Source organism: Desulfonauticus submarinus (assembly GCF_900104045.1).
Taxonomy (GTDB): Bacteria; Desulfobacterota; Desulfovibrionia; order Desulfovibrionales; family Desulfonatronovibrionaceae; genus Desulfonauticus; species Desulfonauticus submarinus.
In genome coordinates, this window is the sequence record NZ_FNIN01000003.1 from 173,879 (window position 1) to 197,140 (window position 23,262).

At 31.9% G+C, this 23,262-nt stretch carries 23 protein-coding genes; 3 read left to right on the plus strand and 20 right to left on the minus strand.

Annotated elements, in window-relative coordinates; translation table 11 throughout:
- Nucleotides 1-72: 72 nt before the first annotated feature.
- Nucleotides 73-1,092, plus strand: coding sequence for a radical SAM protein (locus BLP60_RS05160; RefSeq protein WP_092064464.1), 1,020 nt, complete (start codon nt 73-75; stop codon nt 1,090-1,092).
- On the opposite strand, the gene BLP60_RS05165 is transcribed toward BLP60_RS05160, so the two are convergent.
- From BLP60_RS05165 to mraZ, 18 genes are all read right to left on the minus strand, one after another.
- Nucleotides 1,089-1,343, minus strand: a complete 255-nt coding sequence (locus BLP60_RS05165; RefSeq protein ID WP_092064467.1) for a DUF6899 family protein — start codon at nt 1,341-1,343, stop codon at nt 1,089-1,091. The two genes, BLP60_RS05160 and BLP60_RS05165, sit on opposite strands and share 4 nt — an antisense overlap.
- Nucleotides 1,344-1,628, minus strand: coding sequence for a MoaD/ThiS family protein (locus BLP60_RS05170; RefSeq protein ID WP_092064470.1), 285 nt, complete (start codon nt 1,626-1,628; stop codon nt 1,344-1,346).
- Nucleotides 1,612-3,273 carry a radical SAM protein gene (locus BLP60_RS05175; protein ID WP_092064473.1) on the minus strand — a complete coding sequence of 554 codons (1,662 nt, stop codon included), beginning with the start codon at nt 3,271-3,273 and terminating at the stop codon, nt 1,612-1,614. Before BLP60_RS05175 ends, BLP60_RS05170 begins: the two co-directional genes overlap by 17 nt.
- Before the next feature lie 45 nt (nt 3,274-3,318).
- On the minus strand, nt 3,319-4,533 hold the full coding sequence (ftsZ, locus tag BLP60_RS05180; protein WP_092064476.1) for a cell division protein FtsZ: 1,215 nt from the start codon (nt 4,531-4,533) through the stop codon (nt 3,319-3,321).
- Nucleotides 4,534-4,595: 62 nt separating this feature from the next.
- Nucleotides 4,596-5,825: a cell division protein FtsA gene (ftsA, locus tag BLP60_RS05185; RefSeq protein ID WP_092064479.1), complete on the minus strand. Its 1,230-nt coding sequence runs from the start codon at nt 5,823-5,825 to the stop codon at nt 4,596-4,598.
- A gap of 15 nt (nt 5,826-5,840) precedes the next feature.
- A complete protein-coding gene (locus tag BLP60_RS05190) occupies nt 5,841-6,632 on the minus strand; it encodes a cell division protein FtsQ/DivIB (protein WP_092064482.1) in 792 nt (263 codons plus the stop codon).
- A gap of 24 nt (nt 6,633-6,656) precedes the next feature.
- Nucleotides 6,657-7,526, minus strand: a complete 870-nt coding sequence (murB, locus tag BLP60_RS05195) for a UDP-N-acetylmuramate dehydrogenase (RefSeq protein WP_092064485.1) — start codon at nt 7,524-7,526, stop codon at nt 6,657-6,659.
- Complete coding sequence (murC, locus tag BLP60_RS05200; RefSeq protein ID WP_092064488.1) at nt 7,523-8,878, minus strand: UDP-N-acetylmuramate--L-alanine ligase; 1,356 nt, start codon at nt 8,876-8,878, stop codon at nt 7,523-7,525. Before murC ends, murB begins: the two co-directional genes overlap by 4 nt.
- Nucleotides 8,868-9,938: an undecaprenyldiphospho-muramoylpentapeptide beta-N-acetylglucosaminyltransferase gene (gene murG, locus BLP60_RS05205; protein WP_092064491.1), complete on the minus strand. Its 1,071-nt coding sequence runs from the start codon at nt 9,936-9,938 to the stop codon at nt 8,868-8,870. Before murG ends, murC begins: the two co-directional genes overlap by 11 nt.
- A 2-nt stretch (nt 9,939-9,940) precedes the next feature.
- The gene (ftsW, locus tag BLP60_RS05210) at nt 9,941-11,053 is read right to left on the minus strand and encodes a putative lipid II flippase FtsW (RefSeq protein WP_092064494.1); all 1,113 of its coding nucleotides are present in this window, start codon (nt 11,051-11,053) and stop codon (nt 9,941-9,943) included.
- Nucleotides 11,037-12,350: a UDP-N-acetylmuramoyl-L-alanine--D-glutamate ligase gene (gene murD, locus BLP60_RS05215; protein ID WP_092064497.1), complete on the minus strand. Its 1,314-nt coding sequence runs from the start codon at nt 12,348-12,350 to the stop codon at nt 11,037-11,039. Before murD ends, ftsW begins: the two co-directional genes overlap by 17 nt.
- A 10-nt stretch (nt 12,351-12,360) precedes the next feature.
- Nucleotides 12,361-13,437 (minus strand): phospho-N-acetylmuramoyl-pentapeptide-transferase, encoded by a 1,077-nt coding sequence (gene mraY / locus BLP60_RS05220; RefSeq protein ID WP_092064499.1) that lies wholly within the window; start codon nt 13,435-13,437, stop codon nt 12,361-12,363.
- On the minus strand, nt 13,437-14,795 hold the full coding sequence (locus BLP60_RS05225) for a UDP-N-acetylmuramoyl-tripeptide--D-alanyl-D-alanine ligase (RefSeq protein ID WP_092064502.1): 1,359 nt from the start codon (nt 14,793-14,795) through the stop codon (nt 13,437-13,439). The genes mraY and BLP60_RS05225 overlap by 1 nt, the downstream gene beginning before the upstream one ends.
- Nucleotides 14,796-14,812: 17 nt before the next feature.
- A complete protein-coding gene (locus BLP60_RS05230) occupies nt 14,813-16,237 on the minus strand; it encodes a UDP-N-acetylmuramoyl-L-alanyl-D-glutamate--2,6-diaminopimelate ligase (protein WP_092064505.1) in 1,425 nt (474 codons plus the stop codon).
- Between the two features lie 7 nt (nt 16,238-16,244).
- Entirely contained in the window at nt 16,245-18,185 is a 1,941-nt protein-coding gene (locus tag BLP60_RS05235; protein ID WP_092064508.1) for a penicillin-binding transpeptidase domain-containing protein, read from the minus strand.
- Nucleotides 18,182-18,448, minus strand: a complete 267-nt coding sequence (locus tag BLP60_RS05240) for an FtsB/FtsL family cell division protein (RefSeq protein ID WP_092064511.1) — start codon at nt 18,446-18,448, stop codon at nt 18,182-18,184. The genes BLP60_RS05235 and BLP60_RS05240 overlap by 4 nt, the downstream gene beginning before the upstream one ends.
- Before the next feature lie 8 nt (nt 18,449-18,456).
- Complete coding sequence (gene rsmH / locus BLP60_RS05245; protein ID WP_092064514.1) at nt 18,457-19,383, minus strand: 16S rRNA (cytosine(1402)-N(4))-methyltransferase RsmH; 927 nt, start codon at nt 19,381-19,383, stop codon at nt 18,457-18,459.
- Between the two features lie 3 nt (nt 19,384-19,386).
- On the minus strand, nt 19,387-19,842 hold the full coding sequence (mraZ, locus tag BLP60_RS05250) for a division/cell wall cluster transcriptional repressor MraZ (RefSeq protein WP_092064517.1): 456 nt from the start codon (nt 19,840-19,842) through the stop codon (nt 19,387-19,389).
- A 231-nt stretch (nt 19,843-20,073) separates the two neighbouring features.
- Between mraZ and pyk the strand changes: the two genes are divergently transcribed.
- Complete coding sequence (gene pyk, locus BLP60_RS05255) at nt 20,074-21,477, plus strand: pyruvate kinase (RefSeq protein ID WP_092064520.1); 1,404 nt, start codon at nt 20,074-20,076, stop codon at nt 21,475-21,477.
- Nucleotides 21,474-22,454, plus strand: coding sequence for an HD-GYP domain-containing protein (locus tag BLP60_RS05260; RefSeq protein WP_092064523.1), 981 nt, complete (start codon nt 21,474-21,476; stop codon nt 22,452-22,454). Before pyk ends, BLP60_RS05260 begins: the two co-directional genes overlap by 4 nt.
- A gap of 12 nt (nt 22,455-22,466) precedes the next feature.
- Here BLP60_RS05260 and BLP60_RS05265 read toward each other — a convergent pair whose 3' ends face one another.
- Together BLP60_RS05265 and BLP60_RS05270 are read right to left on the minus strand one after the other, a co-directional pair.
- Complete coding sequence (locus BLP60_RS05265) at nt 22,467-22,706, minus strand: YlcI/YnfO family protein (protein WP_092064526.1); 240 nt, start codon at nt 22,704-22,706, stop codon at nt 22,467-22,469.
- 61 nt (nt 22,707-22,767) lie between these two features.
- Entirely contained in the window at nt 22,768-23,199 is a 432-nt protein-coding gene (locus BLP60_RS05270) for a putative toxin-antitoxin system toxin component, PIN family (protein WP_200779108.1), read from the minus strand.
- Nucleotides 23,200-23,262 lie beyond the last annotated feature (63 nt).

A 23,262-nucleotide genomic window follows, 5' to 3' on the forward strand; every position in this document is an offset into this window, starting at 1 on the left:
ATTCATATTATTTATTATTATTGAAAAATAATTTAAACAGATATACATTTGTTTAGAAAAAGAGATTAGCCTATGATTTTAAAAAAATTTCTTAACCCTGTATTTTCTTGGATCCAAGTTGAGATTACTTCCAATTGTAATGCTCAATGTACCTATTGTCCTCATACTATTTTAAAACCTTACTGGATAAAAAGAGACATTCCTTTAAATATACTTGAAGCACTTAATCCACTTCTAAGGAATGTAGAACTTGTTTACCTTCAAGGCTGGGGAGAACCTCTACTCTATCCTAACCTATTAGAAATGATCTCCTACTTAAAAAATAAAAAAATTAAGGTAGGATTAACAACAAATGGGATGTTATTAAATGACAATATGTTAAACCAAATACTCTCTTCAAGGCTCGATATCCTAGCTTTTTCCCTTGCAGGTACAACTCCTGCGACCAATGATTCTATTCGCAAAGGCACTTCCTTTAAAAAAATTATATCATTAGCTCAAAACATAAAACATTATAAACAATTACACAATATTCAGACTCCAGCACTACATTTAGCCTATATAGTATTTAAATCTACCTTTAATGAACTAGAAGGTCTTTTATCTATTATAAAACAACAAATTTTTTCAGAAATTGTAATCAATCCTCTTACTTTATGTTTAACTCCAGAATTAGAAAATGAATTAATTTTTATAGAAAATCTTACAAACCAACAAAAAAAACTTTTAAATCTTTTAAAAAACATGGCCAAACGTTATAATACAAATTTAGCTATAAATCTTCTCCAAAAACAACATTCTCCATGTACAGAAAATATACAATGGTCAACTACGATTGGTTCTAATAAACAAATATACCCCTGTGTTTTTCACATGTTACCAATCAAAGGGAAAACAACACATTACTATTTTCATAAAAAATACTACTTAAAGCCACAAAACTTTGGAGACCTTAATAAAAATTCTTTAAAAGAAATATGGTGGGATAAGAAATATAGACTGTTTAGAAAACATCATTTAAAAAATAGACTAGAACCATATCAATGTTCTAAGTGCTATAAAAGACATATAAAAAGTGAAATTTTAAATTAAATATCTCCATTCTCTTTTATTTTTTTGTCTTCATAAGGTACTAACTTTCTTCTATACCATTCCAACTTAGCATGTTCCATAGCAGAAGAACACATACTAAGGTTTGCATAACTTTCTCCTATTCTTTCTATTAATAAGCAGCTTAGCTTATAAAAACAATAATTTAATTCTCCTTCATTTTTTATAGATTTTGCTATTTCTTCTAAATATTTATCAAACAATTCCCTTTTATTTTTGTCAATATAAGGCATTTAAAATCTCCTTTTTTTAGAATCTTTTATTCCAAGTAAATGTCTATATGGCCCAGGGATTCCTGGCGGAACTAGCCCTACTCTGTCTCCATCTTTTAATCTTGTATCAAATGGAACTATTTTCCCATTTACAAAACAAGCTTCTACTTCTTCATCAGATAAATTATAATATTCTAAAAGATCTTGTATTGTTTTGACAAAAAGAGGAAGTTTAACTTCTGTATTTAAATTCATCTCTTTTAGCTTAAAATATAAAGGACCAAAAGCATTAAATAATATCTTCATTTTTACCTTCTATAAATTTACTTATCCCACATTGAGAACACTTAAAGCAGTCTTTTTTACACGAACTTGTCTGTTTTTGTTTATAAAAAAATAAAAACTCTTTGTATAGATATTCTTTATTAATGCCTTGAATAATATTGTCCCAAGGAAATACTGTATCCTTATCTTTTTCTTTTAAATATTGTTTAATTTTTTTGTATTCTTTTTTATAGGCCTTAATCCAAGAGTTCTCATTTAAGGCAGTTTCAATAAATGAAAAAGTTTGCTCATCTCCTCTAGCTAATACTGCCTGAATGTGGGATAAAATAGGTTTTTCTCCACTAAATCTTATTCCTGAAAATTTTTTCACTATTTTTTTAAATTTCTTTATTTTTTCTTCTAAAATATCTAAATCTTCTACGCCAATCCATTGTAAAGGGGTCCAGGGTTTTGGTACTAAAATGCTAGCACTAATTTGGATTAAATCTAGTCCCTTTTTCTTTTTTCCTTTTGCCTCTGCTCTAACTTTATTTAATCTATTCAAAAAAATTTCTAGTTCTTTAAAATCATCTTCTTGTTCATTTGGAAAGCCTAAAATAAAATATAATTTTAAGGTGTTAAATTGTAATTTAGAAATATTACTTACTACTTCCCAAAATTTTTTCTCTGGAAACTTTTTGTTTATAGATTGACGAATTTTAAGACTTATACCTTCAACAGCCAAAGTAATACTTCTTATACCTTGTTTACGCAAAAAAATAAGAAAGTCTTTGTCTAAGGCTTCGATTCTAAGAGAAGAAAGACTAAATTTTATTTTATTTTCTGCCAACCAATATAAAAACTCTTTTAAATAAGGCCAATCAGTTAAGGCAGTGCCAACTAATCCAACTTTTTTAGGCTGTACTTTTTTTATAATCTCTTTAGCTGTTTTTAAGGAAATTTCCCGAAAAGGGCGATAAATATATCCTGCGGCACAAAATCTACAACCATAAAGGCATCCTCTATTTATCTCCAGTAAAAAAGTATCTGGGAAAGCACTTTTATTGGACACAAAAAGAGAATATGCAGGAAAAAAAGAAGATTGAAATACCCGTCTTGCTTTTTTTTCTTTTGTAAGAACACAGTCCCAACTAAGCGCCAACTCTACCAAATCATTTTTTTGAGCACCCTGTAAGTAAGCCCTTTTTAAATTTTGCAAAAGAGGTACAAAATCCTTTTCACTTTCTCCCACAAACATAAAATCAAAAGCAGGTAACAAGGGAAATGGATTAAGAAAGGCTAAAGGGCCACCACCAATTAAAAGAGGGAAGTGTGTTCTGTGTTGGGCTTTAAGAGAAAAGTTATGTTTCTTAAGATAACGCAAGATATTTAAAGCATCTAATTCAAAATTAAGACTAAAACACCAAATAGGGAAGGAGGAGAGAGGAAGATGATTGTCAAGGGATTTAAAATCTTTTTCATCTTCCCCTTGTCCACAAAATCGTTCTACTACAAAATCATCCTCTTTAATCAAAGATCTAAAAACAGCTTGCCAGCCCAGCGTAGAAAGAGCTAAGTTTTTTTTCTCAGGAAAAATTAAAGCTATTGGTAACCTTCCTCCCCACTCTCGGGAAGGAACCTTATCTCTACCCCAAAATAAAATTTCTTTGTCTAAATTAAAACTCAAAACTATTAATCAGCCTAATACCTAAATACCCTATAATTTATATTTTTAATCTGCCTGCATTCTAATAAATGTAGGAATTTCAAACTCTTCTTCTTCAAAAACAAAATCCTCTCCTTTTCCAGAATTATCTTCAGTAGGTTGAGTAAAACTTTTTCCTCTTTTTCGTAAGTATGCAGGCACTCTTAAATCTTCCTTATTCTCTATTTCAGGAGAATGAGGCTTTACTTGTCTTAATGCCTTTTCATTCTTTTTCTTTATCTCTGTAAAAGACGTTACCTTTTCTTCTGCAGGAGGTTGTTCTTCTTTATCCTCTATACCTGTAGCAATAACAGTAATTCTCAATTCATCTCCAATATTTTCATCAAGAACTGCTCCAAAATAAATTTTGGCATCTTCATGAGCAGCTTCGTGAATAATATCTGCAGCTGCACTAATTTCATCAACTGTTAGATCAGGGCCACAACTAACATTCATCAAAATACCTCTTGCGCCTTCAATAGAAACATCCTCTAACAAAGGACTATTAATAGCCTTTAAAGCTGCCTCTCTAGCCCTGCCTTCTCCTTGAGCAATACCTGTGCCCATCAAAGCTAATCCCATTTCTGACATTACAGCCTTTACATCAGCAAAATCTAAATTGATTAAGCCTGGCACCATAATTAGATCAGAGATACCCTTAACTGCATAATATAATACTTCATCTGCCTTTTTAAGCATCTCCAAAAATGTGGCTTTTTTGGAAGCCAAATTAAGCAAGCGATCATTTGGAATGGTTATAATACTATCTACAACTTCTTTTAAGTTTTTAATACCCTGTTCTGCAATGGCAAGCCGCCTTTTGCCTTCAAAATAAAAAGGCTTAGTTACTACTGCTACAGTTAACGCTCCCATTTCTTTTGCCAATTGGGCTATGACTGGTGCAGCTCCTGTACCTGTTCCACCCCCCATTCCAGCAGTAACAAAAACCATATCACTGCCTTCTAAAATTTCCTTAATAGCGTCTGCACTTTCTAAAGCTGCTTCCTTTCCTACCTCAGGATTAGCTCCTGCACCTAATCCCTTAGTTAATTTTTCTCCTAGTTGAATTTTATATTCTGCTTTAGAACTTTTAAGGGCTTGGAGATCTGTGTTCGCGGCAATAAAGGTCACGCCACGCATAGCAGAGCAAATCATATTATTAATAGCATTTCCTCCACCCCCACCAACACCAACAACTTTTATTTTAGCATTGCCTTCCATTTCTAACTCTAAATATTCCATTGTCTCCTCCTTCCAAAAATTTTAAACTTAGCTCAAATTATGGTCAATTTTATTTTCTAAGTTTAACTAATGTCTGAAAACCACTTTTTCATTCTACCAAGAACTCTGTTAAAAATATTTTTATCTCTAATTCTAAACTTACTTCCCTGAGCTATTTTTTCTGCTCCGTATTTTAAAAGACCAACAGCAGTAGCATACATAGGACTATTTACCACATCTTTTAGCCCACCTACATTTATAGGGCTAGCAACTCTAGTAGGTAAATTAAAAATTTGCTCTCCTAACTCCTGAATTCCATCAATTAAAGCAGCTCCGCCAGTAAGCACTACTCCTGCAGCTATAGATTTTTTAAAGCCAGAACGAACCAATTCCTGCTCTACAAGGACTAAAAGTTCTTCCATTCTTGGCTCACATATTTCTGCTAGAATATGACGTGATAACTTGCGAGAAGGTCTGCCTCCAACACTAGGTACCTCTATAACTTCATTATCCCTTACTAAATCAGCTAATGCGCATCCATATTTCACTTTTATTTGTTCTGCTGCTCCCATAGGAGTTCTCAAACCATAAGCAATATCACTAGTTAAATTTGTCCCTCCTATTGCTAAAACAGCTGTATGCCTGATAGAATCTTTAGAAAAAATTGCTATATCAGTAGTTCCTCCTCCAATATCAACTAAGGCAACTCCTATTTCTTTTTCTTCATCTGTAAGTACTGATTTAGCAGATGCCAAAGATTCTAAAACAATATCCTCCACATCTAAGCCTGCTCTATGACAAGAACGAATAATATTTTGAGCACTACTTACCGCACCAGTAACAATATGGACTTTAACCTCTAATCGCACTCCAGCCATACCAAGCGGATCTGCAATACCCCGCTGTTCATCAACTATAAACTCTTGAGGTAAAATATGAATCACTTCCCTATCTAAAGGAATGGCAACTGCCTTAGCAGCATCTATAACTCTATCCACATCTTTTGAACTAACTTCACCGCCCTTAACAGCAATTACTCCATGACTATTAAAACCTTTTATATGACTACCAGCTATACCAGTATATACTGAATGTATTTCCCTGCCAGCCATTAACTCTGCTTCTTCTACTGCTCTTTGAATAGAGCGAACTGTCTGGTCAATATTAACCACAACCCCTTTACGCAACCCTGTAGAAGGACTTGTACCAATACCTATTACATCTACTCCATCTTCTGTTACTTCACCAACTACACAGCAAATTTTTGTGGTGCCAAGATCCAATCCCACTACTAAATTATTGTCCCTGGCCATAAAAAGCTCCTTTGTTTAAGGCTTTAAAAAATGTCTCCTATAGGACACCCAAATCTTATTTCCTATTACTATTATCCTGTTAACTTTATTAAGTTCTCTTTTTGCACTTAAATCTGAAATAACTTTACTTAAAAAAATCGACTCTCTTCTAATATCGTTGTTTTCTAAAAAAATAGCTGTATCAATATCTTTTATAAAAAATTCTGTCTGAAAACTATCTACTACAATATGTTGTACTTGATCTAAGGAAAAAGGAAATCTTTTTTCTTTAAAAGCAACTATAATATTTTTCAAAATATTTTTATCCATTTCTGTTCTTAATTTTAAAATAGGAAGAGAAATATATTTAGAAGAATAAACTTTAGATATTTTATTGCCATTTATATCAGCGTAAAAAATATTATTATCATTATCTAATAATAAAAAACAAGGTTCTTTTTCCTCTACATAAATAGTAATTGTATCTGGCAGTTCTCTTTTTATCAAACAACTTTTAATCCAATTATTGGTATAAAGTTTATAATTCAACTCAGAAATATTAATACTTAAAAGATTATCTCCCAAATTTAAATTTAAAAAAGACTTAATATCATTATCAGTCAATATTTTATTTCCATAAATTTTAATATGCTTTATTGAAAAAAAACTAGTTGTTGTAAGATATGTATAAATTTTTAAAATAAAAAACAAAGATAAAATAATTATAAATATAGCTAAAATAAATGAAAATATAACTCGTAAAGATAATTTCCTTTTCTTTTTACTATGTCTTGTAATATAAGATGTTTTCATTGTATAAGTTGACATATTATTTCACACAATTTTTTATTCTCATAAATTAAGTAGAATTACCTCTAGGTCTAATAAAAATCCATATCGTTTTAAAACCTCTTCTTGGGCCTTTTTTATTAGATAAATAGCATCTTCTGCTCTTCCTTTACCCAAATTTAATAAAAAATTAGCATGCTTAGTAGAAAAACAAACATCTCCTTTTCTAACCCCTTTAAAACCGCATTCATCTAAGATTTGCCCAGCACTTTTTGTAAACGAAGGATTTTTAAATATACAGCCAGCACTTGGATAAGATAAAGGCTGGTTTTGTTTTTTCTTCAAATACCATTTCTGTGTTTCTTCTTTAACTTTTAAGCTGTCTTTTTTCTTTAAACACATAACAACATCTAAAATTAGATAGTCTCGTTGACCAAAGTCACATTTTCTATATTCAAGATTTACTTCCTCTTTTTTTATTTCTAAAATCCCATTGGGAGTCCAAACAGTTATTTTAGTCCATACATCTCCTATACAGTATCCAAAAGAACCAGCATTCATAGAAACTGCTCCGCCTAGACTAGCAGGTATCCCAACCAATCCTTCAATTCCACTCCAACCTTCTTTTAAGCATATCCTAAGAAGACTTTTTAAGTGATAAGAAGCATCAACCTGTATATATACTTCATTTTTATTTTCTTTTAATATTTTAATTTCCCTATGTTTTACTAACTTTACAATATCCCTTTTTACAAAAGGATAAAAAATAACATTTGTTCCATTACCAACAATAAATGGTTTTTTATCTTTTTTATAAAGTTCCTCCAAATATTTACAATCATTAATACCTTCTAATAAATATAAATTCCCTCCTTGAGATAATAATCTAATAGAGCTAAACTGACTTAAATCTGGATTTGATATTTTTCTCATTTTAAAAAATATTCCCCAACTTTATATACACTTCCTGCTCCAAGCGTTAAGAACAAATCACCAGGCTTTAATATATCTTTTAATTGTTCCCTTACTTGCTCAAAATTTTCAAAAAACAAAACATCTTTACCCATTTGTTTAATCCCCTGAGCCAGAGTAAAACCACTAATACCAGGGATAGGTTTTTCTGAAGCAGGATATATTTCTGTTAATAATAGCAAATCTGCTCCTTGTAAGACTTGGCAAAATTCTCCAAAAAGAGCTTTGGTGCGAGTAAAACGATGAGGTTGGAATAAGACAACAATTCTTCTTTTAGGATAACATTGTCTAGCTGTTTTTAAAGTTGCCTCTATTTCTGTAGGATGATGGCCATAATCATCTACAACCACAATGTTATTTTTTTCTCCTTTAATCTCAAATCTTCTACCCACACCTTGAAAACGCGATAGGCCTTTAAATATTTTTTGCTCTGGGATGCCTACTTCTAAAGAAATACCAATAGCTGCAAGTGCATTTAAAATATTATGTTCTCCTGGATGAGGCAAACAAACCTCTCCAAGTCTTTTATTCTTCCAAAAAACTTCAAAACAACTTCCTCGATCACACTCGTTTATTTTAGCTTGTAAATCATTATCTGGCCCAAAACCATAAGTAAGAACAGGCCTTTTTATTTTTGATATAAGCTCTCTAATATTTGGATCATCGCCACAAACTACATTAAGACCATAAAAAGGAACTGCATTCATAAAACGTAAAAATGCCTTTTTAATTGCTTCTAAATTTGGATAAAAGTCCAAATGATCTGCATCTATATTTGTTACTACATTCATTATAGGGAAGAGACATAAAAAAGAACCATCTGACTCGTCAGCTTCAGCTATAAAATATTCTCCTTTTCCTAAAACAGCATTACTACCAAAGGCATTTAAACGCCCTCCAATAATAACAGTAGGATCCAAGCCTGCTTCCTTAAAAATAGTGCCTAAAAACGATGTGGTGGTAGTTTTACCATGAGTTCCAGCTACAGCAATGCCTGTTTTTAAACGCATAAGTTCTGCTAGCATTTCTGCTCTAGGAATGATGGGAATTTTCTTTTTTTGGGCAGCCTTAATTTCTGGATTATTGTCTTTTACTGCGGTTGATTTCACTACAACTTGGGCCTTTTGAATATTACTTTCTTTATGTCCAATATAAATTTTAGCTCCTAAAGCTCTAAGTCTCTTTACACTAGCTCCCTCTACTAAATCTGAACCACTCACCTTATAGCCTAAATTTAACAATACTTCTGCAATCCCACACATTCCAGAGCCACCAATTCCTATCATATGTATTCTTTTTACTTTAATTTTCATTTACTAATTTCTCCAACTCCATTACAATATTTTCAGATGCTCTATTATACCCAAAACTTTGATATGCATTTGCCATTTGTCTTAATTTATGAGGACTATCCAATAGATCAGTAATAATAGCTGAAAGATTTATTTCTCCCAAATAAGGTTGCATAAGTATCATCCCAGCGCCTTGTTTTTCCAATACGCGTGCATTTTTTAATTGATGATCATGAGTAGCATATGGATATGGCACCAAAATACTTGGCCTTTTTACCACAATAAGCTCCGCAATAGTAGATGCTCCAGCTCTACATAAAACTAAATCAGCAAATTCATAAGCCTGTGGCATATCTTCAATAAAAGGCTCCACTTTGGCCTTTGGATAAATCTTATCATACACTTTTTTGACCCACTCAAAGTCTTTCTCTCCTGTTTGGTGCCAAATATTAATTTTAGCACTTTTTAACTCTTTCAAGCAATTTACAATAGCCTTATTAATAACAGTAGCACCTTGACTTCCACCAACTACTAGAAGATTTCTAGAAGAAAAATTCTCCTTTGGTTTTATTTTAAAAAACTTCTTCTGCACAGGATTGCCTGTTATAATAACTTTTTCTGATGGAAAAAGATGAAACTCATCTACAAAGGACAGAAAAACTCTATCTACTCTTTTTCCCAACAAACGATTAGTAACACCAGGAAATATATTTTGTTCATGAATAGCAGTCTTTATCCTCAGCAATTTAGCAGCTAAAACAGGAGTAAAAGCGGCATAACTTCCAAAACCTAACACTACATCAGGCTTAAATCTTCCAAGATAGAAAATGCTTTTAACCATTGATCCAATTAAAAGTATACCTTGCCCTATTCCCTTTAAACCTCTTCCTATAACCCCTTTAATGGGTAACCCCAAAAATTTATATCCCTTAGAAGAAACCAATTTTTTTTCAGGTCCGAATTTTCCACCTATAAACAAAATATCTATTTCTGGGAATCTAGCTTTCAATTCATCAGCTACAGCTAGGGCAGGAAAAATATGTCCACCTGTCCCGCCTGTTGCTAATACTACTTTTTGCATATTTAACCTTTTCTCTCTAACTTAAGTAAAATACCAACACACAAAAACGAACTTAATAAACTACTTCCCCCATAACTTACAAATGGCATGGTTACTCCTTTTGGAGGAAGAACCCCTAACACAACTCCCATATTTAAAAACATCCCAACCAACAAAATTAATCCTAAACCAAAAGCTAATAACTTGTTTTCTAAATCTTCTTGAGATAATACTATTTTTAGCCATCTCCAAAATAAGATAAGCACAAGCAAAAATACTATACTAAGACCAATAAATCCCATTTCCTCTCCCAAAATACTTAAAATAAAGTCATTGTGAGCCTCTGGAAGATAAAAAAATTTCTGTTTTCCTTCTCCCAATCCCACTCCTAAAAGACCTCCATTAGCTAAACCATAAAATGACTGGACTAGTTGATAACCTTTATCTCCTGGATCAGAAAAAGGATGTAAAAAAGCTTCCACTCTTTTAATCCTATAAGAAGCAGAAAAGATAAAAAACAATAATCCGCCTATACCTGCTATACCTAACCCAAACAATTTTCCTAAAGGTACTCCCCCTACAAAAGCAACACTTAGAAATAACAACAGTAAAAAAGCGGCTCCACCTAGATCTGGCTGCAAAATTAACAACGCACTTAAAAATAAAGTAATAACTAAAGGCGGTAAAATGCCAATTCCAAAACTCTGAATCTTATCCTGTTTATTAGCATAAAAATAAGCTAAATAAAAAACTAAAAATACCTTTACTATTTCCAATGGCTGAAAAGTAAAAAATTTAAAATCTAACCACCTTTTAGCATTACCTGCTTCTATCCCTAAAGGGGAACATACTGTTAAAGCCAAAAGACAAATACCTATACTCACAAAGACATATTTAAATTTTATCCAAAATTTCACAGGTATTTTTAAAGAAATCAGCATAATTATAATTCCAATAAAAAAGAATATAAGTTGTCTCTCAAAAAAATACAGTTTATTATTATAATTTTGTTTAGCTAAAATAGCACTTGAACTAAAAACCATTATCAATCCAATAATAGATAGTCCCAATACAGCTATAAGCAACCAATAATCTATATGACTATTTCTATTATAATCTTTAAAGCTGTTGACCATTTTCAAAGTACTTCCTGACTAACATTTTAAATTTATTTCCCCTATCTTTATAGTCTTTAAATAAATCAAAACTAGATGTTGCTGGTGAAAGCATTACTACTTCTGAGTCTTCTTCTTTTAATAAGTCTTCTCTTAATTCTTTAAATACATCTTCTAAAGTTTCAAACCATCTAATAGGACAACAATCATTCAATGAATTTTGGAATATATCTTTACTTTCTCCAAATAAATATATTTTTTTTACTTTGTTTTTTACAATATCACGTAACTCCTTTAAGTCTCCTCCTTTAAATATTCCCCCGCATAAAAGTCTAATTGGATTATTAACTGATTCCAAAGCAGCCTTTAGTGAGGCCACCGTTGTGGACTTAGAATCATTGACAAATGCAATATTTTTCCATTTCCAAAAAAATTCCATTCTATGCTCTGGAGGTCTAAAGTCTTTGCTATATTCTGCAAAGTCTTGTTCACTAAATCCTATATACCTCAAAGCTAGAAATGCTGCTTCCATATTAGCTTGGTTATGCTCACCTATTAAAAATTCATGTTGAAAACGATTAGAAGGTATAAAGTAAACTCTAGAACATGATAAATTCAATTCTTCTATTTTGGGTTTTAGCTCTAAAGGAAAAATTCCTATATCATTTTGTTTTTGTTTAATGAAAAGTTTTATTTTTGCCTCCCAGTACTCTTCTTCTGTTAAATGGAAATCAAGATGATTGGGAGAAAAATTAAGTAAAATCGCTACTTGAGGCCTAAAAGAATTACATCCCTGAAGCTGGAAACTACTAACCTCTAATATCAAAAAATCTACTTGCTCCCCTCCTAATACATACTCACTTAAGGGAACACCTAAGTTTCCTCCAGCAAAAACCTTTTTCCCTGCCTGTTTTAAAACATGAGCAATAAGCAAAGTAGTAGTGGTTTTTCCATTAGTTCCAGTAATTGCAATAATAGGTTTATCTACAAACCAAGAGGCCAACTCTAATTCCGAACAAATAAACGCATTGGAAGGAACAAAAGAACGGATACGATTTAAAGGCACTCCTGGGCTTAAAACTACAAGGTTTGCTCCTTTAAAATGTGATTTTTTATGTTCTCCTAAAATCAATTTTACATTTTTTTCCTCTACCCAATCTAAGATAGTAGAAGAGATTTTATTTTTATTCCTCTCTACAAGGCAAACATCTGCTCCTAAAGCCACAAGCAAATTAACTGCAGCTTGACCAGAACGACCACATCCTACAACAACTGCTTTATGTCCTTTTAATTGTCCTTTAAAAACAAGTTCTCTCACTTTTACCTCTTTACCTTAACTTTAAGGTACTCAAAGCTACTAAAGCCAATAAAATAGACAAAATCCAAAAACGCACAATTATTTTTGATTCTGGTATTCCCTGTAATTCAAAATGATGATGTAGCGGGGCCATACGAAAAATTCTTTTACCTTTGGTTAGTTTAAAATACCCAACCTGTAAAATCACAGAAAGAGTTTCTATTACAAAGAGCCCACCCACAATAACTAAAATTAGCTCTTGCTTACATAAAACAGAAATAAAGCCAAGAGTTCCCCCAAGACTAAGACTACCTACATCACCCATAAAAACATCTGCAGGATAGGCATTAAACCATAAAAAACCCAAACCAGCACCTACTAAAGCCGAGCAAAACACTGCTACCTCCCCAACTCCAGGGATATAAGCAATTTGAAGATACTTTGCTAAATTCACATGGCCTGCCACATAAACAAACAATGTAAAACATCCTGCACAAACAATACTTGGTCCTATTGCCAATCCATCCAATCCATCTGTTAAATTAACTCCATTAGAAGAACCCACCATAACAAAAACTGCAAAAAAAACATAAAACCAACCTAAGTCAGGATGTAAATTTTTAAAAAAGGGAACTAATAAACTTGTATTATAACCAGGCCAGTTTAAAAGTAGAGTGACAACACCAATTGAAACAATAACCTGTCCTAAAAACTTTCCTTTAGCACTCAATCCTTTATTTCTTTTCTTAATAACTTTTAAATAATCATCATACAAACCAACTAAACCAAATCCTACAAATACAAATATAGTCAACCAAATATATTTATTAGTCAAATCTGCCCATAAAAATACACTTATTAAAACACAAAAACCTATCAGCAATCCACCCATTGTTGGAGTGCCTTCTTTTTTCTTATGACACTCTACATCTTCTTGGATATATTGGCTACATCTAATGCTTTTTAACCACTTTATAAACTTTGGACCAAAAATAATACTTAACAATAATGCTGTTAATAAAGCATATATACTTCTAAATGTTATATACCTAAATACATTCAAGACAGAATAATGTGACGATAAGGGATATAAAAGATGATAAAACATTAATAACCAACCTCAAGTTTAAATTTATTTAATAATTTTTCCAAACCAATAGAACGAGAAGCCTTAAATAAAATCACTCCATCTTTAAAGTTAGAATTTTTATAAAAAGAAATAAATTCATCCTCGTCATTCACAATAAAGAAATTCTCTCGTCCATAGGTATCCTGAACTAATTTAGCACACTTACCTTTATAAAACACTACATCAGGTTTTATTGTTTTCAAAAACAAACCTAACTTATGATGTTCCACTTCTTCTCTTTCACCCAACTCAGCCATGTCTCCCAGAACAACTGCAAACGAACGATTTTTAGCCAGTTCTTTTGTTGCTAATAAAGAGGCTCTCATTGACATAGGATTAGCATTATATGTATCGTCAATAATAATGTATTTATCACTTTCTACAACTTTAAATCTTTGATTAGGTAAATTTAATGATTCTAAACCAGTTAGAATATCTTTGAAATCTAATTTAAAGTAAAAAGATAAATATAATACTGCTCTTAAATTTTCTTCAAAATGATTTCCCCAAAAAGGGAGTATTATTGTCCCTTCTTGATTATTATATTTGATTAAAAATTTACCCTTCCTATCTACTAATCCCATAAATTTAATATCTATATCTTCTCCCTTACTAAAAAACATCTTATTAATGTTATACTTACTCGTAGTTTCTTTCAAAGCCTTATTATCTCCATTTATAATAGCAACTCCATCGATATTAACATACTTTAACAATTTAGATTTATTTTCTGCAACTGTTTCTTCATCTTTAAGTCCTTGTAAGTGACATGGTCCTACATTCAAAATAAGAGCAATATCTGGCCTTAAAATAGATCCTAATTCATCCATATCTCTTTTATTATTTATTCCAACTTCTAAAAGCCAAATATCCTCTTCTCCTTGAAATTGAAAAATAGAAAGAGGAACTCCTATTTGATTATTCCAATTACCTAGATTTTTACCAACTTTAAATTTTTGAGATAACACAGCATAAGCGATTTCTTTTGTTGTAGTTTTACCGCAAGATCCTGTTATAGCTACTACCTTTGCTTTAGTATTTGTTCTTAAAAAACACGCAATATCGCCTAAAGCTTTTACTGTGTCGTTTACTAAAAGTACTGGAATAGAGGGGATAAAGTCTAAAGGTCTATGAACAACTAATGCTATTGCACCTTTTTTTTCTGCCTCTTTCGCAAAAGTATGTCCATCAAAGCGATCTCCACATAGACAAATAAACACATCTCCAGGCTCTACTGTTCTACTATCTGTTTTTATACTCTTAACTGGTATGTCTATATCTTCAAAATCACCAATAGCATTAGTAGCTTTTATTATATCATTTAAATTTAATTGCATACTTTAAAGTTTCCTTACTAATTATTATTTTCCTCTAAAATTTTAAACACAACCTCTTTATCTGAAAACGGATATTTTACTCCACAAATTTCTTGATAATCTTCGTGTCCTTTACCTGCAATTAGCAAAATATCTTGTTTTCCCAGCATGTTTAGTCCCTTAGAGATGGCTATCTTCCTATCCATTTCTACCAGATATTTAAACTCAGAAGAAAACCCTTTTATAATATCTTTAATAATTTCCTCTGGGGCTTCAAACCTTGGATTATCTGTAGTTACAATGGCGAAGTCAGCCCACCTAGAAACAGCTTTAGCCATTAAAGGTCTTTTGATTTTATCTCTATCTCCTCCACAGCCAAAAACTACAACCAACTTGTTAATAGGCAATTCTTTTAACGATTTGCATACATTTTCTAAGGCATCAGGAGTATGAGCATAATCTATAATCACACCAAGACCTTGTTCATTGTTGACCAATTCCATACGTCCTGGTGGAGGAGGACAACTTTCAAAAGCATAAATATTTTCTTTTAAAATTCCTAAAAATTCACCTACTCCCATTGCTGCCAACACATTTAAAAGATTATATTTTCCTATAAAAGGAAGCTCCAATGCAATATTTTTATCTCTTAATTGAAACGTAGCCTTTATCTTTTCTGGGAAAAGTTTATAATTTAATACCTTAAAATCATTTGAATGATGGAAACCATAAGACAATTTTTCTCCACTAAACTGGGTTAAAATCTCTTTTCCCCATTTACAATCTCCATACAAAACAGCTTTCTTAGCATATTGTTGGAATAATTTAGATTTTGCTTTAAAGTAATCTTGCATATCTTTATGATAATCCAAATGATCCTGAGTTAAGTTGGTAAAAACCCCTATTTCAAATTCTAAACCAGCTATTCTAGCTTGGCTTAAAGCATGAGAAGAAACTTCCATGCAAACTATCTCAACCCCAGTCTTTTCCATTTCAGCAAGCAATTGATATAAAGTTAAACAATCAGGTGTTGTCATAAATGACTTTTGTTCTTGTCCTGGCCACCTAACTAATACTGTTCCAATTATTCCTACCTTAAAACCAGCTTTTTTTAATAAATGCTCTAAAAAAAAGCATACTGTAGTTTTGCCATTTGTTCCTGTAATACCGATAAGCTTTAATTTCTGTCCACGAGGGAAGTAATAAGCCTTAGCCAATTCTCCTAAAGCTAACGATGGATTAGGATGATATATTCCTTTACTTCCAACTCTTTTTAACACCTTTTTATTTTTTGAGACTATATAAGATGCCCCTTTTTCCAAGGCCTCTAAAACAAATACACTTCCATCTATTCGCACTCCAGGAATAGCTACAAAAATATCACCTTTTTTAACTTTACGCGAATCAGCAACAACTCTTTTACCATTTTTAGCTAAATTGATTATTTCTGGCCAACTAACCATAAATTTCCTATTTTAATTCTTTAACATTATAAGTTAAAATTAAACTTACCTTCATTCCTTGTTTTAAAGGAACTCCTGGATGAGGTATTTGATTTTTCACAAATAATCCTTTTCCTTTTAAAGAAGGCACAACTCCTCTAGGTATTAAGATATCCAAAGCATAACGCACAGGCTTACCTCTAAGATCGGGTAAATTTTGAATATTTCTAAAAGAACAACTTTTTTTATTTACAGGTCGTTTAAGTTTTGAAACTCTATTTTTCTTATTAGAAACAACAAATATAGAATGGTCTTCTGCTCCTAACCTTAACACCATATCTCTAACTCCAGGGCCAGCAACAACAGATCCATAATAAGCATTTTGAGGTTCATCTATTAACATAAAAAGCACATATTTAGGATTACTTGCAGGAACCAACCCCATAAAAGAAGAAATATACGCTCCTTTTTTATATCCTCCATGAACCAAATCTGGCTTCTGAGCTGTGCCAGTTTTTCCACCTAATTCAACTTCTTTAAGCCTTAAATTTTTCCCTGTTCCATCCTGATTTACTACCTCCCACAACATTTTTAACACTTGTTTTACAACTTTTTTGGAAAAAACTTGATAAGAAATAGGTTTATCTAACTTTGGAGTCAAAACTAAACGCAAAGGAGTAAACATCCCTTTATTGGCTAAACTTAAGTAAGCTTGAACAAGATGCAATCCTGTAGTAGCCCAACTTTGTCCAAATCCAGATGAAACTAAATCTATTTTTGTCCATAGATTTGGGGGCCTAATAAGACTTTGTTCTCTCCCTGGTAAGGGAAGGCATACTTTCTTGGTAAACCCTAAAAGAGAAAGGGTGTGGTAATAATTTTCAGCTCCAAGGTCTAGAGCTATTTTACCTACTCCTATATTGCTAGAATACCTTAAAATCTTATTTACAGGTAACCAACCATATTCATGGGTATCCCGAATAAAAACCCTATTAATTTTCCACTTACCCTGTTCACAGTAATAAATAGTATTAGGACGACACTTTTTATGTTCTAGTGCAGAGGCTATTAAAAAAGTTTTGGCCGTAGACCCTGGCTCAAATAAATCCAAGGCTGCTCGATTTCTTCTTTTAAACGCAGAAGATTTAAAAAAAATATTTGGATTAAAAAAAGGATAATTAGCTAAAGCAAGTATCTCTCCTGTTTGAGCCTCTGCAATAATAAATTGCCCACCTTTAGCATTAAATTTTCTAACGGTTTTCTCTAAAATATCTTCTACAACAGCTTGAAGTTTAGCATCTATTGTTAAGACAACATCTTGACCATTTAAATTTGCATCCACAAAATTAAAACGAACAACCCTTCTCTTAGCATCCTTAAATACCAATGTATCCTTAACCTTACCCTTTAAGTAATTATCAAAACTTTTTTCTAATCCTTCCAGCCCTTTGCCATCTATGTTAGTAAAGCCTATAACCTGTCCCAACAGATGACCATGAGGATAGACACGAGCAAACTCTGAGGTGAGGTAAACCCCTTTTAAATGTAATTTTTCTATTTTCTTAGCCTTAACATCACTTATTTTGCGCTTAATCCAAACAAAATTTTTTCTACTTTTTAATTTTTTTAAAATTATCCAATAAGATTGTTCTAAAATATTCGCTAATTTTCTAGCTACAAAGGACTTTCTCTCTACTGCATAGGGATGAACAAACACAGAATATGTTTTTACACTTTGAGCTAACACCAAACCATTCCTATCTAAAATCTTCCCTCTATAGCCTTGAATCTTATTCTCCACAAAATATTGATTCGCAGAACGTTTTACTAATTCAGGTCCCCAGACAATTTGAATCCAAAAGGCTCTAATCAATAAAAACGACCAAACAATAAATAGTATAGTAGCAAAAATCCCTATTCTTAGGGCAAATCTCCTTTGAATATGAATATTAGAAAATCTATTTATCATTTCGCCAAAACCCTAACTTCCCCTTCTTTAGGAGCTCTAAAACCAAATTTTGAAGCCATTTTTTTTAAACGAGCAGGAGAGCGCAAAAAAGCTCTTTCTGCCTCTAATTTACGATTTAAGCTCTGTTGCACATTAATTTCTTTTTTTATTTTTTCATAATCATAGGCCATATCAGCTATAGAAACACTAAGCCAAATTTTATAAAAAATTAAAAAAAGAGTAGTAAAAATTAAAACAGTTAAAATAATATTTTCTTTTTTCATATCAAAATTTAAATTCTCTCAGCTACTCTTAATTTTGCACTCCTACTTCTTTTATTAAATTCTTTCTCACTATCTTTTGGAACAATTGGCTTACGTGTTAAAATTTTCAAAGTAGCCTTATGCTGACAATTACAAATCATTACTTCTGGAGGACAAATACAATCCTTTGCTTCTTGTTTAAAAAAATTCTTTACAATCCTATCCTCTAAAGAATGAAAAGAAATTATTGCAATCCTTCCTCCAGGAGTTAAATATCTAACAATTTTTTTTAGAAAATATTCTAAAGAATCTAGCTCTTTATTTACTGCAATTCTCAGCGCCTGAAATGTTTTTGTCGCAGGATGATTACGAGATTTACGTCTTCTTTTTATTGGATAAGCCTCTTCAACAATTTTAGCTAATTCTAATGTCGTTTCTATGCTTTTTTTACTTCTTCTATCCACAATAAATCTAGCAATCCTACCAGCCAAAGGTTCTTCACCATATTCCCGAATAATAGTTTTTAACCGCTCAAAAGAAGCTCTATTTACTAAATGAAAAGCTGACTCCCCCATATCTTTATTCATTCTCATATCCAAGGGACCTGGTTTTAAAAAACTAAATCCTTTAGAAGGATCATCTAACTGTAATGAAGAAACTCCTAAGTCTAAAATCACTCCATCTATTTTACTCCAACCTACAACTTTCAAAAAGTATTCAAAATCAACATAATTCCCTTGAAACAAATAAACCCTTTTTTGAAAAGCAGATAAATTTTTTTCAGCTTCTTTTAAAGCATCTCGATCTAAATCTATCCCTACCAGTTCTGCTTTACTTTTTTCCAATAAAGCCTTGGCATGACCTCCTAATCCCAATGTGCCATCTAAAATACGTTTTCTTTTTTCTGGTTCCAGCCAATAAATTATTTCTTCTTTTAATACAGAAATATGTTTCATCGCTTAAAATCTTAACTCAAAACCATTTTCAGCTAGTTTATCCATCACCAAATCAAAATTCTCTTCTACAGAGCGACGTTTTAATTCAAAGCGTTCCATATCCCAAATTTCAAACTTACGTCCAACCCCTGCTAAAATCACATCTTTTCTGAGATGTGCATATTCCCTTAAATAAGGAGGAACAAGAATCCTACCCTGTTTATCTAAGCAAACTTCCATTGCCCCACTTAAGAAAAAACGGTGAAAATCTCTAAATAATTTATTGGCCATATTTAACGAAGAAAAACTCTTTTCAATCTCTTCCCACTCTGGCAAAGGATATCCCACCACACACTGATCAAAATTAGTCAACATAATCTTTCCCTCAGGAGAAAGACGCAAAATCTCTGCTTTTATATCTGGAGGAAGCAATAATCTTCCTTTTGCATCAATAGTTCTGGGAGTGTGACCTCTAAACATTTATACTATCCGCCCACTTTTTACCACTTTTTACCACTTCTTTTCACCCAAGGCAAGTAAAAGTCAAGATAAATTTTAAAAGTTTTACAAAAAAATAAATTTATCTTAAAAAAAGAAAAAAATAGACTTGAACTGTTTATATCTTTTTATTTAAATAAGCTTAAAATTTAAAATAAGTAAGATAAATAGTTAGTAGGTTAGCTGCTTAACTTAAGCTATAAGGAGAGTTAAATGCGTACCAAAATTATTGCTACTTTAGGACCAGCTTCCAATAATGTAGAGGTCCTAAAACAATTTTTAGCTCAAGGAGTAAGGATTTTTAGATTAAACTTTTCTCATGGAAGTGCAAAAGACTTTGCCCCTCTTGTCCAAAAAATTAGAACTCTTGAAGAAGATCTAAAAGAGCCCATTACTCTTTTACAAGATTTATGTGGACCTAAAATAAGAATTGGCAAATTAAAAAAATCTCCTTTAACCATTCATAAGAATAGCTTTTATTTTTTAGGTAAAGGAGAAGAAACATCTGAGAATTTTATTCCATTTGAAGATAAATCCCTCTTAGAACATTTAAAACCAAATGATATAGTAAAAATAAGTGATGGCGGACTTTCTTTTGAAGTAAAAACAAATTCACCAACAGAACTCATTCTTGAAGCTAAAGACAGTGGGATAATAAGTTCAGGCAAGGGAATTACCTTTCCTGGGAAAAAATTAAAACTCTCTGCCATTACAGAAAAAGACAAACAGGACTTAATAGAAGGGCTAGAACTTGGGCTAGATGCTATTGCCCTTTCTTTTGTCCAAGGTCCCGAAGACATTGCCAAAGCAAAGGCAATCTGTGATAAAAAACTAGGTAGATGTGTACCCATCATTGCCAAATTAGAGCGACAAGCTGCCTTGGACCGATTAGAAGACATTGTATCCATTGCCGATGGGATCATGGTAGCAAGAGGAGACCTGGGTTTGGAATGCCCTCTTCCTCAACTTCCTTTTATTCAAAAAAAGATCATACGACTTTGTCGTAAAATGGGAAAACCAGTCATTGTAGCAACTCAAATGCTTTTATCTATGGTCAATAATCCAATGCCTACAAGAGCAGAAACCACAGATGTAGCAAATGCTATTTTAGATAGTACCGATTGTGTTATGCTTTCAGAAGAAACAGCCATAGGCAAATATCCAGTAGAATGTATAACCTACTTAAAACAAATCGCGGAAGAAGCAGAAAAAAATATCTTTAAAATAAGAAAACAAATAGATTTACCTGCTAATGGACATTCTGAAATGTTTATTGCCCATGCAGCGTGTATTTTAGCAGATAAATTACAGGCAAAAGCTTTACTTGCCCATACAAACTCAGGGACTACTGCAAGACTCCTCAGTTCATTTCGGCCCAAAGAATACATCTATGGACTCTGTCCAAATCCAACAGTATCAAAATATATGAATTTTTTTTGGGGAGTAATTCCAACTATAATTGATGAAAATCCTAAAGATCATTTACAAAGGGTAGAACTATATGTAGAAAATTCTTCACTTTTTAAATCTCAAGATGTATTGGTAATTACTGCAGGACATCCTAAGAAAAATGAAGAACATGCTCCAACTAATTTAATAAAGGTGTATATAAAGTGAGTAAAAAGTTAGATACAAATAGCCTTAACGAAGAGTTTTACCAAATATCTCCTAAAATTTTAGAAAGCTTTTCAAAATTTAGAATACCATTGGATCTCTATCTTTTTAAAGAAAAAATAGCATCTTTAGAACCATTTTATAAACGAGATTCAAGATTACAAGAGGAACAAAGAAAAGATATTTTAGAACGCGCGTCTCAAGGACTTTTATTTGTCTCAAGAAATGATCATTCTATTTACACCAAACACATAAGTAAACAACTAGATTTAATTCTTATAGATAAACATTTAACTCCTCTAGAAATTGTATCTATCTTAAAAATGGCTATCCCAGAAAAAATTGCTGAGTTTTATGAACAACCTGTTAAACCTGTATGGGAAGAACTGCAAGAAAGCGTAATTGTACTCCTAAAATATCTTCAAGAAGATCCTCACAGAATAAAAGGACTCATTAAAAATCTTTTTAAACAAAATAATGATCTTATCAAAACCACTTATAACGCAGGTATTTTAGGTCTAGCCATTACCTTAGAATCAAAACAAGATATTAAAGAAAAAGATTTAAAACACATTGCTCTAGGATTATTTACTTATGATTTAGGACTTTACCGAATACCAAAATTTATTCGAGAAAAAACAGCTAATCTGACTCCAGAGGAACAACAAAAAATAATTAATCACCCTATTTCTGGAGCAAAGTTAATGCGCAAATTAGATATCCGAGAAGAAACTCTTCTTAACTGCCATCTAGAACATCATGAATGTTTTGACGGCAGTGGTTATCCTCGAAAACTTAAAGGACAAGACATCAGTCTAAGCGGCAAAATATGTAGTCTTGCGCATTTTGCTGCAGAACTAATAACCAAAAACCTAACCCCTCACGAACTACTGGCCACTCTATCTAAAAAAAGTCAAAAATTTGCCCCCAAATTTTACAACACTCTGCTTAACATTATTACCAATATTTGGCTAAAGTAATTTTTTATGCAACTAGTAAAGTTTGTCATCTTCTAAGGGCTCAACATCTGGAACATCATTGAGTGCATTCAAAAACTTTTCTTTGGAGGCATTTTTTTGCTTTTCCTTTAAATATTCTAAGGTCATTAAAGCACTTATTTTTTCTGACAAAGCAGATACAATAAACTGATTAATTGATACTCCTTCTTTTTTAGATAACTCTTGAACAGTTTTATGAAGAGATTTTGGCAAATGTACGCTTAAAGTACTCATTTAAGAACTCCTATTTTCTTTAAAAAATCTTTTGCAGATAAAACCTCTATCCCAAATCCTTCTACCCCTTTAAAATCTCTAATATTATAGTCACTATATATTTACATTGAGCTCTTACTGCTAATTCAAGAATCATATCATCTTGTGGATCCTTTAAAACTGGACGCCATAAATAATAAATTTCATAATGTTTAGATACTAAACATAAATAATTTAAAATATCATCTATTTTTTCCTCAGATAACTTAATCTTTGAACGATTTCGTTCAATAATTGATTTATATTCAATAAATAAAGGTACTGATAAAGCAATCTCAAAATATCCTTCTCCTATCAGAGACAGGAGCTTAAATGAAGCTCCACGCCTCGAGTAAAGAGCTGCGAACAATACATTAGTATCAATAACTATTGATGGTATACACATAGTAATATGTGTATAGGATACTATAAAAATATCAACCCTAAAAAATTTTTTTAGACCACGCCGATTCACCTCTTATTTCCTAAAATTTTCTCTTTATTTTAAAGTCAAAAAACTCTATAAATCGAACCTATT

What these genes read in the sequence shown, in the direction of transcription:
- BLP60_RS05160 (WP_092064464.1), top strand. Translation starts at nt 73, where the DNA reads ATGATTTTAAAAAAATTTCTTAACCCTGTATTTTCTTGGATCCAAGTT.
- BLP60_RS05165 (WP_092064467.1), bottom strand. Translation starts at nt 1,343, where the DNA reads ATGCCTTATATTGACAAAAATAAAAGGGAATTGTTTGATAAATATTTA.
- BLP60_RS05170 (WP_092064470.1), bottom strand. Translation starts at nt 1,628, where the DNA reads ATGAAGATATTATTTAATGCTTTTGGTCCTTTATATTTTAAGCTAAAA.
- ftsZ (WP_092064476.1), bottom strand. Translation starts at nt 4,533, where the DNA reads ATGGAATATTTAGAGTTAGAAATGGAAGGCAATGCTAAAATAAAAGTT.
- ftsA (WP_092064479.1), bottom strand. Translation starts at nt 5,825, where the DNA reads ATGGCCAGGGACAATAATTTAGTAGTGGGATTGGATCTTGGCACCACA.
- BLP60_RS05190 (WP_092064482.1), bottom strand. Translation starts at nt 6,632, where the DNA reads ATGTCAACTTATACAATGAAAACATCTTATATTACAAGACATAGTAAA.
- murB (WP_092064485.1), bottom strand. Translation starts at nt 7,526, where the DNA reads ATGAGAAAAATATCAAATCCAGATTTAAGTCAGTTTAGCTCTATTAGA.
- murC (WP_092064488.1), bottom strand. Translation starts at nt 8,878, where the DNA reads ATGAAAATTAAAGTAAAAAGAATACATATGATAGGAATTGGTGGCTCT.
- murG (WP_092064491.1), bottom strand. Translation starts at nt 9,938, where the DNA reads ATGCAAAAAGTAGTATTAGCAACAGGCGGGACAGGTGGACATATTTTT.
- ftsW (WP_092064494.1), bottom strand. Translation starts at nt 11,053, where the DNA reads ATGGTCAACAGCTTTAAAGATTATAATAGAAATAGTCATATAGATTAT.
- mraY (WP_092064499.1), bottom strand. Translation starts at nt 13,437, where the DNA reads ATGTTTTATCATCTTTTATATCCCTTATCGTCACATTATTCTGTCTTG.
- BLP60_RS05225 (WP_092064502.1), bottom strand. Translation starts at nt 14,795, where the DNA reads ATGCAATTAAATTTAAATGATATAATAAAAGCTACTAATGCTATTGGT.
- BLP60_RS05230 (WP_092064505.1), bottom strand. Translation starts at nt 16,237, where the DNA reads ATGGTTAGTTGGCCAGAAATAATCAATTTAGCTAAAAATGGTAAAAGA.
- BLP60_RS05235 (WP_092064508.1), bottom strand. Translation starts at nt 18,185, where the DNA reads ATGATAAATAGATTTTCTAATATTCATATTCAAAGGAGATTTGCCCTA.
- BLP60_RS05240 (WP_092064511.1), bottom strand. Translation starts at nt 18,448, where the DNA reads ATGAAAAAAGAAAATATTATTTTAACTGTTTTAATTTTTACTACTCTT.
- rsmH (WP_092064514.1), bottom strand. Translation starts at nt 19,383, where the DNA reads ATGAAACATATTTCTGTATTAAAAGAAGAAATAATTTATTGGCTGGAA.
- mraZ (WP_092064517.1), bottom strand. Translation starts at nt 19,842, where the DNA reads ATGTTTAGAGGTCACACTCCCAGAACTATTGATGCAAAAGGAAGATTA.
- pyk (WP_092064520.1), top strand. Translation starts at nt 20,074, where the DNA reads ATGCGTACCAAAATTATTGCTACTTTAGGACCAGCTTCCAATAATGTA.
- BLP60_RS05265 (WP_092064526.1), bottom strand. Translation starts at nt 22,706, where the DNA reads ATGAGTACTTTAAGCGTACATTTGCCAAAATCTCTTCATAAAACTGTT.